This is a genomic window from Rummeliibacillus sp. GQ308, from assembly GCF_059759115.1.
Window position 1 is genome coordinate 885,050 of record NZ_JCAXDQ010000001.1, and the last position, 13,445, is coordinate 898,494.

Here is a 13,445-nt window from a genome sequence, read left to right on the forward strand (position 1 = left end):
AGGAGGAAATTGTTATGAAAGTGATTCATCTCATGTATCCGCATCAAATCAATTCGCCGGAAGTTCAAGGCCCTTACTCACTAGCCATTGGTTTTTTTGACGGCATTCATCTTGGTCATCAAGCGGTTATAGAAGAGGCAAGAGAACAAGCAAAAGCGAAAAACTTAAAATTAGCTGTGATGACATTTGATCCACACCCTTCCATTGTATTGGGAGGCCGAAAAGAACAAGTGTTTTATATCACTCCTTTGAAACAAAAGATTGAAATCCTGAAAAAATTGCAAGTTGATACTGTATTTGTTGTTCGCTTTACTTCTGATTTTGCCAATTTAAATCCATCTGAATTTGTTGATATATTTATTCGCGAGTTAAATATTAAACATGTAAGTGCTGGCTTTGATTATTCATTTGGCAAGAAAGGTAGCGGCAAAATGGAAGATATGAAACAACTTAGCAATGGCGATTACGAGGTATCTATTGTGGATAAAAAACAGTTTGAAGAAGATAAAATTAGTTCTACACGGATTCGGAGTGCCCTAAAAGAAGGCGATATGGAATCCGTTCGCCACTTGTTGGGACGACCATATCAAATCCCTGGCGTTGTGGTTCATGGGGATAAGCGAGGCAGAGAAATTGGATTTCCAACTGCCAATGTTCAAGAAGCAGAAGGTACTTTCATACCGGCAACTGGTGTCTATGCAGTAAAGATTGAAGTACAGAATGAGTGGCATAATGGTGTATGTAATGTCGGCTATAAACCGACTTTCAAAAATCCAGATGAAAAGAATTTAACGATTGAAGTGTTTATTGACCAATTTGATAAAAATATCTATGGTGAAGAAGTGAAAGTGGATTGGTATAGATACTTGCGAGGCGAAAGAAAATTCAGTGGAATTGAGGCATTGAAAACCCAAATTGAAGCTGATAAACAACAGGCATTAGAATACTTGCGCTCATTAGTTTAAATCAAATATAGTTGCATGAGTAACTTGTTTATGTTACTATTTTCTAAGTGATCCGCTTCTAGCGGCGCTGAACCATTACTTGGCTCTACGAATCACCAACGAGTTGCTCAGTAATAGGGGATATTTTTTAATCAGTAGGAGGTGAATAGGATGGCACTAACACAAGAACGCAAAAACGAAATCATTGCTGAATACCGTACACACGAAAGTGATACTGGTTCACCAGAAGTTCAAATCGCTGTCCTTACGGAAGAGATTAACAACTTAAACGAACATTTACGTGTTCACAAAAAAGACCACCACTCACGTCGCGGTCTATTCAAAATGGTCGGTCGTCGCCGTAACTTATTAAAATATTTACGTGAAAACGACGTACAACGTTACCGTGAAATTATTACAAAACTTGGCTTACGCCGATAAAATGAAACATCAAACAGCGAGGGATTCTGCCCGCGCTGTTTGTTAGTTCAATCAGTCGAAACTTACTCCATCCTCATTGTGTACAAGTTGCACAATTGAAGTGAAGTAGGAGCCGAGATTAAATGCATGAGATGAAAGCGGGCTTGTCCCGCTTTTTCTTTATGTTTAATAAAATTCCAGCCATCTATAGCGAATAAAAGCGGAATGTAGAGAAATGTTTCGCAAAGCGCATTTATTTTTGATAAACTACAAGTAACTACATAACATAAGCTTATATGTAATTTAGGTTTTCTTTTTAAGAGAGGAGTTCAATAGATGAACGAAAAAAAAGTTTTTACCTATGAATGGGCAGGACGACCATTGCAAATCGAAGTCGGCCAGCTTGCAAAACAAGCAAACGGTGCAGTAATGGTACGTTACGGCGAAACAGCTGTACTATGTAATGCTACTATGTCTAAACACCCAAAACAAACTGATTTCTTCCCTTTAACTGTGAACTATGAAGAAAAACTTTATGCAGTCGGTAAGATTCCTGGAGGTTTTATTAAAAGAGAAGGACGTCCATCTGAACGTGCTGTTTTAACATCTCGTTTAATTGACCGACCAATCCGTCCATTATTCCCAGACGGTTTCCGTAATGAAGTACAAGTTACCTCAATGGTTATGTCAGCTGATCCAAACTGCAGCAGCGAAATGGCGGCTATGGTAGGTTCATCATTGGCTCTTATGGTATCTGATATTCCATTCGACGGACCAATCGCAGGTGTACAAGTTGGTATGATTAATGATGAGTTTATTGTTAATCCTACTGTGGAACAATTAGATCAATCATTGATTAATCTTACTGTTGCAGGCACTAAAGATGCGATCAACATGGTGGAGGCTGGTGCCCTAGAAGTGCCAGAAGAAACAATGCTTGAAGCAATCATGTTCGGACATGAAGAAATCAAAAAGCTTATTGCCTTCCAAGAAGAAGTAACGAAGGAAGCAGGCAAAGAAAAAATCGAAGTAACATTGCATGAGTTAGATCCACAATTGACTGAAAGCATTACTTCTCAATTTGAAACTCAAATGAACGCAGCGATTCAAACGCATGAAAAACATGCACGTGATGAAGCGATTGAAGCAGTAAAAGCTGAGGTAATTGCACAATTTGAAGAACAAGAAGCAGACGATGCTACATTGAAACAAGTTGGCCAAATTTTAGATAAGATGGTCAAAGAAGAAGTCCGTCGATTGATTACCGAAGAAAAAATCCGCCCAGATGGCCGTAAATTAGACGAAATCCGTCCATTATCTTCAGAGACTGGATTGTTGGCGCGTGCTCATGGTTCAGGATTGTTTACACGTGGACAAACACAAGCGCTATCAATCTGTACGCTTGGCGCATTAAGCGATGTTCAAATCATTGATGGTCTTGGTGTAGAAGAGTCAAAACGCTTTATGCACCATTATAATTTCCCTCAATTCTCAGTTGGGGAAACAGGACCAATGCGTGGTCCAGGACGCCGTGAAATCGGTCACGGAGCACTTGGAGAACGTGCATTATCCGCGATTATTCCAGATGAAAAAGATTTCCCTTACACTATTCGCTGTGTATCAGAAGTATTAGAATCAAATGGTTCAACATCACAAGCAAGTATCTGTGCATCTTGCCTAGCATTGATGGATGCAGGTGTTCCAATTAAAGCACCAGTAGCAGGTATTGCGATGGGCCTTATTAAAAAGGGCGATTATTATTCCATCTTAACGGACATTCAAGGTATGGAAGACCATCTTGGCGATATGGACTTTAAGGTAGCTGGAACAGCAAAAGGTGTAACAGCACTTCAAATGGACATTAAAATTGATGGTTTATCTCGTGAAATTCTAGAAGAAGCATTAGTGCAAGCAAAACGCGGCCGTATGATTATTTTAGAATCTATGTTGGCTACAATCGCTCAACCGAAAGAACACTTATCTGCATATGCACCTAAGATTCAGCAGATTCATATCAACCCTGATAAAATCCGCGATGTAATTGGGCCAGGGGGCAAACAAATCAACAAGATTATTGAAGAAACAGGCGTAAAAATCGATACAGAGCAAGATGGTACGATTTCAATTGCTTCTTCAGATGAAGATATGATCAAACGCGCTAAAGAAATAATCGAAAACATTGTGCGTGAAGCAAAAGTCGGCGAATACTATATGGGTAAAGTTAAACGTATCGAAAAATTCGGCGCGTTCCTAGAAATCTTCCCTGGTAAGGATGGCTTGCTTCATATTTCTGAAATTCAAGAAGAACGTACAAAAGCTGTCGAAGATGTCTTGAAATTAGGTGATGAGCTATTGGTGAAAGTCATTGAAATCGATCGCCAAGGCCGTGTCAACTTATCACGCAAGATTGTTATTAAAGAAGAAAAAGAAAGAGCAGAACAACAATAAGACTGTTTTATTTAAAAAGTTAAGCAGTTAAAGAATATATTATGTCTGCAACGAGGTTGTCTAATTAAACGACAGCCTCTTTTTTATATAAAGGAGGAAGATTATTGAGGACTAAACATATATGTAAAAATGGCGTTAGAATTCTTGTTGAAAAACGTCCATACGTAAGATCGGTGTCCATGGGCATTTGGGTAAATGTAGGTTCCAGAGATGAAAGTCCTGAATTAAACGGAATAACACATTTCATTGAACATATGTTGTTTAAGGGTACATATAGTAGGACAGCAAAAGAAATAGCTGAATCCTTTGATCGTATTGGAGGGCAATTAAATGCCTTTACGTCTAAAGAAAATACTTGTTTTTATGCCACCACTTTGGATATCCATGCAGTTGAAGCGCTGAACATTTTAGCGGATATGTTTTTCCATTCATCCTTCGATCCGCAAGAAATTGAAAAAGAAAGGCAAGTAATTTATGAGGAAATGCTATTAGTTGAGGATACGCCAGATGATGAAGTAGATGAAAGGCTTTGGCGAGCCATGTTTCCTGACGATCCAATCGGTGCTCCTATCCTAGGTAAAAAAGATACATTGGAAACCTTCACAAAAGAAACGCTAGAAGATTTTATGGAGGCACATTATACGCCTGAACGCATAGTAATCTCCATTGCCGGCAATGTCCCTGATCATCTTTTGGACACAGTCGCCGCATTATTTGGAGATTTTGAAAGAGACTCTGAAGTCCCTCGGATTGCTACAATACCTCGATTTGATCCGGGTGTGACTATCAAGCGTAACCATGCAGAACAATCACATTTATTGCTTGGATACTCATCACTTTCAATAAAAGACCCAAATCTCATGAGTCTTCTTGTCATGAATAATATAATCGGAGATACAACGTCATCAAGGCTTTTTCAACAAGTGAGAGAAGAGAAAGCGTTAGCCTATTCAATTTATTCGTATTACTCTGCTTACCAAGATACTGGCGCTTTTATGATTTATGGCGGTACATCTCCTAAGCAATTGGATCTTTTGGAAGAAACTATTTTGCAAATAACAGATAACCTAAAGGAAAATGGCGTAACAGCTAAAGAAATAAAGTACGCAAAAGAACAATTAGAAAGCAATTTTTTGTTAAGCCTTGAAACCACTAATGATGTCATGCATCGAAATGCAAAAAATGAATTGATCTATGGAGAGCATAAATCGATTGAAATAAATTTAGAAGAACTGCAAGCAGTAAATGAAATAAGTGTGAATAACATCATACAAGATATACTGGGAAAACCATTTGCTAAATCGATTATTCAGCCAACTAAGAGACTTTAATATGCCTCTTAGTTTTTTTTATGCACATGCATATGTATAATGACATACACTATTATGACGGAGAAGGAGGGGTTAAATGCTTTTATCTGAGCTCGCGGATAAAGAACTAATCCAGATGAGTGATGGAGTCCGCTGCGGGTTGCTTGCAGAAACAGAGTGTTTATTAGATCCGAAAACAGGGCAAATTTATGGATTTGAATTAGTCCAAAGAGGTTATCGCTTGCCATTTCAATCAAAAGATCAAAAACCGCAGTCCTATATTCCATGGACAGAAATTTCACTGATTGGCGAAGACCGAATTTTATTCAAAAAAACACAACCACTGAAATCGGGGTACACAAAATGATAAATGAAAAATGGTTAATCCTTGGAAGAGATTTGCGGTTCAAAGAATTGGCCCTCTATTTGTCACTAGATTATGAGCAGGTTATTTACAAATATACAGACAAGTGGAATGAGGAGCTCCAACAAATCATTGAGACGGAAAAGCCTGAGCGGATTGTGTTGCCAATCCAAGCGCCAGAAATTCCTCGCGGTGCATTCGAGGGCCTCCCATCGAATGCTGTAATATTTGTCGGTAAAAGCAATCAAAGTCTACAACAGGAATTTCTGCAATTAAAAGAGGAGCAGGTGATCTATTATCTGCAGGATGAATCGTATATATGGCTGAATGCTAGATTGACCTCTGAAGGAATGCTGCGGGCATTTTATGATTTAGAAAATACTTCAGTATTTGACAAATCGTTTTGTATTACAGGATTTGGCCGTGTAGCTAAGATGCTTGCCTACATGTTCCATAAATTGGGTGCAAATGTTCATATTTTGGCAAGATCCAACAGCCAAATTCAAGAGGCCATTGCCTATGGCTACGTTGCAGATCAATTGATACCGGAGAACACAACAGAACACGATTACTTAATTAATACAATTCCGAATAAATGGTTTACTGTAGATTTCTATAATGCATTAGAAAAAAAATTGAACATATTTGATGTAGCATCATTACCAGGCTGCCTTAATATAGAAGAGAGAGAGAAGCTTATTTATACATTCCTTCCTGGTTTGCCCGGCAAGTATTTCCCACAAGATGCTGCAGACTTGCTTGCACAGGTGATTGTACGAAAAAATAACGAACTAAAGGAGGAATAATATGCTACAAGGCAAACGGATTGGGTTAGGGATTACTGCTTCCCATTGCACGTATGCAGACGTAATACCTAAAATCACTTCTCTCACTGAATTAGGGGCAACCGTTGTCCCGATTATCACGCATTCTGTTTTAACAGCGGCGACTCGTTTTGGTACAGGAGAAGAATGGATTGAGAAAATAGAGAGCTTGGCAGGCAATGAGGTGGTAAAAAGCATTGCGGAGGCAGAGCCATTTGGACCCTCAAATCCTTTAGATTGTATGGTCATTGCTCCGATGACAGGGAACTCTATCAGTAAATTTGCTAATGCCGCAACTGACTCTCCTGTATTAATGGCGGCGAAAGCAACTTTAAGAAATGGAAGCCCAGTAGTTCTGGGGATTTCTACGAATGATGCGCTAGGACTTAATGGAATAAATGTTATGAAGCTATTAAACACAAAAAATGTCTTCTTTATCCCGTTTGGGCAAGATGATCCTATCAATAAGCCAAATTCTCTTATATCTGATTTTACGTTGATGGCAAAAACAGTAGAAGCTTCATTAAATAAAGCACAATTGCAACCATTATTGATTCAATATACTAAATAATTTAATTATTATATAAATAACTAGGTAAGTATGATACAATAGCGCCATTACTTGGATGATTAGCTGAGGAGCGATGTATAATGACGAAAAAATATACAGTAGCAGTAGTAGGTGCCACAGGGGCTGTAGGTACAAAAATTATTGAACAATTAATCAAACGTAAATTCCCTATGGCACAATTAAAACCTTTAGCGTCAAAGCGCTCTGCCGGAAAAGAATTAGCAGTAGGCAATGAGCGTTATAAAATAGAAGAAGCTACCCCAGAAGCGTTTGATGGGATAGATTTTGCCTTTTTTAGCGCTGGAGGATCCGTTTCTAAGGAACTTGCGCCTGAAGCTGCAAAACGCGGAGCAATCGTAATTGATAATACAAGTGCATTTCGAATGGATCCAGATACGCCTCTTGTAGTACCTGAAGTAAATCCTAATGATCTTGCAACACATCAGGGCATTATAGCCAATCCAAATTGTTCTACCATACAAATGGTCGCAGCACTTCAGCCAATCCGGCAAGCATTTGGGTTGAAGAAAATAATCGTATCTACATATCAAGCTGTATCCGGAGCAGGAATCAGTGCCGTAAATGAGCTAAAAGAACAAAGCGTCTATTTTGATGAACCTACAGGAATAGAGGCCCAAATCTTACCTGTAAAAAGCGATAAGAAGCACTATCCTATTGCACGCAATGTGATACCGCAAATCGATGTATTTACAGAAAACGGCTTTACCTATGAAGAAATGAAAATGATTAATGAAACCAAAAAAATTCTGCATGATGAAGCATTACCAGTAGCGGCAACTTGTGTACGCGTGCCAGTAACAGTAGGGCACTCTGAATCAGTTTATATTGAAATTGAGCGAAATGGTGTGTCAGTAGAAGAAATAAAAGAGATTTTAAAAACAGCTCCGGGGGTAGTATTACATGATGACCCTGCAACACAGCACTATCCTATGCCATTATATTCAGATGGTTTGGATGATGTATTTGTAGGTCGAATTCGCAAGGACTTAACAGAAGACACAGGTTTTCATCTATGGATTGTAGCTGATAATTTGTTGAAAGGAGCTGCGCTAAACTCTATCCAAATCGCTGAAAAAATGATTGAAGATGGACTAAAGTAAGGAGGCAGCTGAGTGAATATTGGTCGTATTGCGACAGCTATGATTACGCCGTTCCATGAAGATGGGACCATTCACTATGAAGAGATTGCTAGATTGATTGAGCATTTAATTGCGAATGGGACAGATTCACTTGTCGTCTGTGGAACGACAGGTGAATCTCCTACTTTAAGTTCTGAAGAAAAGATAAGAATATTTCAATATGTTGTGCAAAAAGCTAATAAGAGAATTCCAGTCATTGCAGGAACAGGGAGTAACAATACAAAAGAATCAATACTGTTAACACAGCAGGCAGAAGCTGCAGGCGTTGACGGCATTATGCTAGTGGCACCGTATTATAATAAACCTAGCCAACAGGGGATGTACGAACATTTTGCAGCTATTGCGCAAGCGACTTCTCTGCCGGTTATGCTCTACAACATTCCGGGAAGATCAGGTGTTAATATGACACCAGAAACCGTTCTTGCATTAAGTGATATTCCAAATATACAAATAGTCAAAGAAGCAAGTGGAAGTTTAGATCAAATGGCAGAAATATTAGCGAATGCCCCGCAAGGATTTCAAGTATATTCTGGAGATGACGGTTTAACATTGCCGTTACTCAGCATTGGGGGATCAGGCATTGTATCTGTAGCTTCCCATTTAGTTGGATATGATATGCAAAAAATGATGAAGGCATATTATGATGGTGAGCATGAAAAAGCTGCCCGCATTCATCAAGCGCTACTGCCACTTATACGGGCACTATTTGCAACGCCTAGCCCTTCTACTTTAAAGTATGCATTAGCAAAGCAAGGATTAGGTACGGAGAGTGTAAGGCTGCCTATTATTTCTTTAACAGCTGAGGAGAAGAGGGCATATGATCTTGCTTGGAGAGAATATGAAGAAAAGCAAAAGAGTTTTGACTAAGGTGTATATGAGACAAAGGGATTTTCATAATTAAACTCAGCAGTGATTATAACGGAATGAATGATTTAGAAGGTCCACATTTGAACGAACACAGATGATTCGAGAATGGGTGACATTGACCCATTCTTTTTTGTTTGTGAAAACGCTCAACTATCTATATAATGGGAGTAAGTGGTTTGTGTTCGGGATTAATTTAGGAGGAAAACAAGTGGCAAAAACAATAACAAAAAATGAAGTAATACGCGTCATCCCATTGGGCGGCGTGTGTGAAGTCGGCAAAGCAATGTACGTTATCGAAATTGATGAAGAAATCTTTGTCGTGGATAGCGGCCTTATGTTTCCGGAAGACGAAATGTTAGGCATTGATTATGTCATACCAGACATATCTTACTTAGTCGAAAATAAATCACGTGTAAAAGGTATTTTCTTAACACATGGACATGAAGATGCTATCGGATCTGTCGCATATTTACTACAAAAAGTGAACGCGCCGGTTTATGGATCTAAATTGACGATCGCATTAGCAAAAGAACATTTGAAAGAATTGCCTGCACCATATCAAATTAAGTTTTTTGAGGTAACGAGCAAGAGTCGCATGAACTTCCAAACGACTTATGTGACATTCTTCCATACTACACACAGTATCCCAGATTCATTGGGTATTGCTTTCCATACAAGTGAAGGTGCTATTGTCCATACAGGCGAATTTAAGTTTGACCAATCAGCAAAAGGCAAATATAAGCCAGATCTTGCAAAAATGGCAAACTTGGGTGAAGAAGGCGTCTTTATCTTGATGTCTGATTCTACTGAAGCAGAACGTCCTGGCTATACAATTCCCGAAAATGTTGTACAGGAGAAGTTAGCAAAAACTTTTCATAATGCAGAAGGCCGTATTTTAGTTGCACTATATGCTTCTAATTTTATCCGTATCCAGCAAGTATTTGATCAAGCAACTGATGCTGATCGAAAAATCGCTGTTATAGGTAAAAGCTTAGAGCATGCATTTGAAGTTGGTATGCGCCTGGGTTACTTATCTGTTGATCCTGACAGAATTATCCCAGCAAATAAAATGAATGATTATGCAGATGAAGAAATTGTGGCGATTATAACAGGAAATCAAGGTGAACCACTAGAAGGATTAGAAAAAATTATCCGCAAACACCACCGCGATATCCGTATTAAAAATACAGACACAGTTCTTATTACTTTCACACCTTCACCAGGGATGGAAGTCCAAATCGCAGACACAATGAACAGCCTTGCAAAAGCAGGAGCAAAAGTGTTGTCTGCTGATAAAAAAGTGCATGTTTCAGGGCACGGCTCGCAAGAAGATTTGAAATTAATGCTGAATTTAATGCGACCAAAATACTTTATCCCAATTCAAGGCGACTACCGTATGTTAATAGCTCACTCAAAGTTGGCGCAACAAACAGGTATGTCTAAAGCCCAAATATTTATTGCAGATAAAGGAGATATTGTAGAATATAAAGGCGGCAAAATGCGTATGAGTGGCCGTGTCACTGCCGGTAACGTGCTAATTGACGGTATAGGCGTAGGCGATGTAGGCAATATTGTATTACGCGATCGTAAATTGCTAAGTCAAGATGGTATATTCATCGTAGTTGTGACCATCAACCGCAAAGAGAAAAAAGTTGCTTCTGGTCCAGAAATTTTATCAAGAGGCTTTGTATATGTAAGAGAATCAGAAGAATTATTAAGCGAGTCTTCTGAATTAGTTCGCGCTGTTGTCGAAAGTTATGTGAATAAAGGCTCGTACGAATGGACAAGTATAAAACAAGAAATCCGTGACACGCTAAACTCTTATTTATTCCAAAAAACCAAAAGAAGACCAATGATTATCCCTATTATTATGGAATATTAGCGTTATGCGGGAAAAAGGATTTCCTTACCTCTTAAAAATGGTAGGAAATCCTTTTTCCGTTTTATTATGTACATGATAAAGATATTCTTCCAAAACAAAAAGATTGTAAAAAACCTTAATCAACGAAAGAAAGTAGGTGGTTGCATGGCAAAAAAAGCAACGAAAAAGAAACCTGCAAAGAATAAAAAAACAGTCAGCAAAAAAACGAAAAAAGCTACGAAGACGCAACCATTGGTATATGAAATCATAGGATTAATACTAATTGGCCTTGCGATTATTATCTTTTTTGAGTATGGAATTGTAGGAAAGGCGTTCCAATACATTGCCTTATTTTTATTTGGGAATTGGGCTATCATCGTTCCTTTCTTGTTCATCGTGAGTGCGTTGTTACTAATGGTCAAACGCACAATTCCTAATCTGAAAAACCGCCTGATCGGTGGTGTCTTACTAATTACAGGAGGATTAACATTATTCAGCCACATTTCCTTGTTTGAGCAACTGTTTAATGGTCAAGCCTTGCACAATAATTCGGTTTTAAAAGAAACATGGAGAGTGCTTGTTACTTCAGGAGGAATTAAAGAGCATTCTCATGCATTAGGAGGAGGTATGATTGGGGCTATCCTTTTTGCTTGTTTCTTCGCTTTATTTGATGCAGCAGGTGCCAATATCGCAGGATGGCTAATGGTGTTAATTGGACTCCTTTTAATTACTGGTAAAGCCCTAATTCCTTATATCGCTGGCAAATGGCCAACAATTAAACAGTCAATTATGGAAATGAAAGAAGAGTCAGAGGACACTGTAAGCAGGCGCCAAGAAGCAAAGAGTAAGAAAAAGAAAGAGAGAAAAAGAAAAGCTGCGGCGTCTGAAGAGGAAACTATCGAACATACCGTTAATGATGAAGAATATCATGCAGCAACAATCCCCGAGCAACCAAAAGAGCCAATCATTTCTGCCTTTACGCAACGAATTCAACAACAAGATCAGCCTGTAGCAGATATTCCTGAAGAAGAACCTGAAACAGCTGCAGATACAATTGATGCTGCTGTAATATCTGCAGCAGAGGTAGAGAATGAGGCGTATCAATTACCAGCTATGGCTACTTTAAAATTACCACCGCATACGGATCAAAGCGGCGAATTTCAATTAATTCAAGGGAATGCTAAGAAATTAGAGCAAACATTCCAATCATTCGGTGTAAAAGCCACAGTTACCCAAGTTCATTTAGGCCCTGCGGTAACAGAATATGAGGTATTGCCAGACAGAGGCGTGAAGGTTAGCAAAATCGTAGGATTGCAAGATGATTTAGCTTTAGCCCTGGCTGCTAAGGATATTAGAATAGAGGCGCCAATACCTGGAAAATCGGCTGTTGGTATTGAAGTTCCTAATAAAGAGGTCGCTATAGTTAGCCTGAGAGAAGTGCTAGAATCCAAAGAAAACAATAAGCCGGATGAAAAGTTATTGATCGGTTTAGGAAGAGATATTACCGGTGAAGCAAAACTTGCACAGCTAAACAAAATGCCTCATTTATTAGTAGCAGGATCGACGGGGAGTGGGAAGTCCGTTTGTATTAATGGCATTATTATTAGTATTCTTATGCGTGCAAAACCTCATGAAGTAAAAATGATGATGATTGATCCGAAGATGGTAGAATTGAACGTTTATAATGGGATTCCACATTTATTGGCGCCAGTTGTGACAGATGCAAGAAAAGCGTCACAAGCGTTGAAAAAAGTCGTAGATGAGATGGAAAGACGCTATGATTTGTTTTCACATACGGGAACACGCAATATAGAGGGATATAATGCACATATCGAACGTTTTAATAAAGAAAATGGAGAGAAGCATCCCAAGATGCCGTTTATTGTGGTTATTGTTGATGAGTTAGCCGATTTGATGATGGTAGCCTCAAGTGATGTGGAAGATTCAATTACACGCTTAGCGCAAATGGCTAGAGCAGCAGGCATACACCTCATTATCGCAACACAAAGACCAAGTGTGGATGTCATTACAGGTATTATTAAAGCTAACATCCCATCGAGAATAGCATTCGCTGTATCTTCCGCAATCGATTCTCGAACTATTCTTGATATGGGAGGAGCGGAACGCTTGCTTGGTCGGGGGGATATGCTATTTTTACCAGCTGGGCAGTCGAAGCCGGTACGCGTACAAGGGGCTTTTGTCTCAGACCAAGAAGTAGAACAGATTGTAGACTTTGTTATAGCACAGCAAAAAGCCCAATACCAAGAGGAAATGATTCCTACTGAAGAAGAGGAAATTACAGACTTGGATGATACAGATGACCTCTTTGAAGAAGCTGTTAATTTGGTAGCTAGCCAAGATACTGCATCTGTATCTTATCTGCAAAGAAAATTAAAGATAGGATACGCTAGAGCCGCTCGTATCATGGATCAGATGGAGGAAAGAGGTATTGTCGGACCAGCTGAAAAAAGCAAACCAAGAGAAGTATTAATCGGGAAATAGCACGTCCGACAATTATGAATTTTCTAACAATGTAACGAAAAATAGCAAATTCAACAATTTTTAAAAATTTATTAACTGTTTTAACACAGTTTTTTTCGAAAGTTATTTATTTCGTTATTTAAAAGTGTTATAGTATGACTGATTAGTAGGAATGTTTTACGTCAGATGTCTGAT

At 38.8% G+C, this 13,445-nt stretch carries 11 protein-coding genes; all 11 read left to right on the plus strand.

Annotated features, from left to right (window positions below; all coding sequences use genetic code 11):
• The first annotated feature begins 14 nt into the window (after positions 1 to 14).
• The 11 genes from ribF to AC6CHJ_RS04265 all read left to right on the plus strand — a co-directional run bounded on the left by ribF (position 15) and on the right by AC6CHJ_RS04265 (position 13,271).
• Positions 15 to 965 (plus strand): riboflavin biosynthesis protein RibF, encoded by a 951-nt coding sequence (gene ribF / locus AC6CHJ_RS04215; protein ID WP_498287386.1) that lies wholly within the window; start codon positions 15 to 17, stop codon positions 963 to 965.
• A 150-nt stretch (positions 966 to 1,115) separates the two neighbouring features.
• Positions 1,116 to 1,385, plus strand: coding sequence for a 30S ribosomal protein S15 (gene rpsO, locus AC6CHJ_RS04220; RefSeq protein WP_066785740.1), 270 nt, complete (start codon positions 1,116 to 1,118; stop codon positions 1,383 to 1,385).
• Positions 1,386 to 1,700: 315 nt separating this feature from the next.
• Entirely contained in the window at positions 1,701 to 3,812 is a 2,112-nt protein-coding gene (gene pnp, locus AC6CHJ_RS04225; RefSeq protein WP_249775699.1) for a polyribonucleotide nucleotidyltransferase, read from the plus strand.
• Positions 3,813 to 3,916: 104 nt separating this feature from the next.
• A complete protein-coding gene (locus AC6CHJ_RS04230) occupies positions 3,917 to 5,143 on the plus strand; it encodes a M16 family metallopeptidase (protein ID WP_498287388.1) in 1,227 nt (408 codons plus the stop codon).
• Positions 5,144 to 5,219: 76 nt separating this feature from the next.
• Positions 5,220 to 5,489 (plus strand): YlmC/YmxH family sporulation protein, encoded by a 270-nt coding sequence (locus AC6CHJ_RS04235; protein WP_066785752.1) that lies wholly within the window; start codon positions 5,220 to 5,222, stop codon positions 5,487 to 5,489.
• Positions 5,486 to 6,292, plus strand: coding sequence for an NAD(P)-dependent oxidoreductase (locus AC6CHJ_RS04240; RefSeq protein ID WP_498287390.1), 807 nt, complete (start codon positions 5,486 to 5,488; stop codon positions 6,290 to 6,292). The genes AC6CHJ_RS04235 and AC6CHJ_RS04240 overlap by 4 nt, the downstream gene beginning before the upstream one ends.
• Before the next feature lies 1 nt (position 6,293).
• Positions 6,294 to 6,881, plus strand: a complete 588-nt coding sequence (locus tag AC6CHJ_RS04245; RefSeq protein WP_066785757.1) for a dipicolinate synthase subunit B — start codon at positions 6,294 to 6,296, stop codon at positions 6,879 to 6,881.
• Positions 6,882 to 6,961: 80 nt separating this feature from the next.
• Complete coding sequence (locus AC6CHJ_RS04250; RefSeq protein WP_498287392.1) at positions 6,962 to 8,002, plus strand: aspartate-semialdehyde dehydrogenase; 1,041 nt, start codon at positions 6,962 to 6,964, stop codon at positions 8,000 to 8,002.
• Between the two features lie 12 nt (positions 8,003 to 8,014).
• Positions 8,015 to 8,908: a 4-hydroxy-tetrahydrodipicolinate synthase gene (dapA, locus tag AC6CHJ_RS04255; RefSeq protein WP_498287394.1), complete on the plus strand. Its 894-nt coding sequence runs from the start codon at positions 8,015 to 8,017 to the stop codon at positions 8,906 to 8,908.
• 208 nt (positions 8,909 to 9,116) lie between these two features.
• Positions 9,117 to 10,790, plus strand: coding sequence for a ribonuclease J (locus AC6CHJ_RS04260; RefSeq protein WP_066785766.1), 1,674 nt, complete (start codon positions 9,117 to 9,119; stop codon positions 10,788 to 10,790).
• Between the two features lie 144 nt (positions 10,791 to 10,934).
• Positions 10,935 to 13,271, plus strand: a complete 2,337-nt coding sequence (locus tag AC6CHJ_RS04265; protein ID WP_498287396.1) for an FtsK/SpoIIIE family DNA translocase — start codon at positions 10,935 to 10,937, stop codon at positions 13,269 to 13,271.
• The last annotated feature ends 174 nt before the right edge of the window (positions 13,272 to 13,445 follow it).

Coding starts and splice junctions, on each gene's coding strand:
- AC6CHJ_RS04250 (WP_498287392.1), top strand. CDS start 6,962: ATGACGAAAAAATATACAGTAGCAGTAGTAGGTGCCACAGGGGCTGTA.
- AC6CHJ_RS04265 (WP_498287396.1), top strand. CDS start 10,935: ATGGCAAAAAAAGCAACGAAAAAGAAACCTGCAAAGAATAAAAAAACA.
- rpsO (WP_066785740.1), top strand. CDS start 1,116: ATGGCACTAACACAAGAACGCAAAAACGAAATCATTGCTGAATACCGT.
- ribF (WP_498287386.1), top strand. CDS start 15: ATGAAAGTGATTCATCTCATGTATCCGCATCAAATCAATTCGCCGGAA.
- AC6CHJ_RS04240 (WP_498287390.1), top strand. CDS start 5,486: ATGATAAATGAAAAATGGTTAATCCTTGGAAGAGATTTGCGGTTCAAA.
- AC6CHJ_RS04235 (WP_066785752.1), top strand. CDS start 5,220: ATGCTTTTATCTGAGCTCGCGGATAAAGAACTAATCCAGATGAGTGAT.
- pnp (WP_249775699.1), top strand. CDS start 1,701: ATGAACGAAAAAAAAGTTTTTACCTATGAATGGGCAGGACGACCATTG.
- AC6CHJ_RS04245 (WP_066785757.1), top strand. CDS start 6,294: ATGCTACAAGGCAAACGGATTGGGTTAGGGATTACTGCTTCCCATTGC.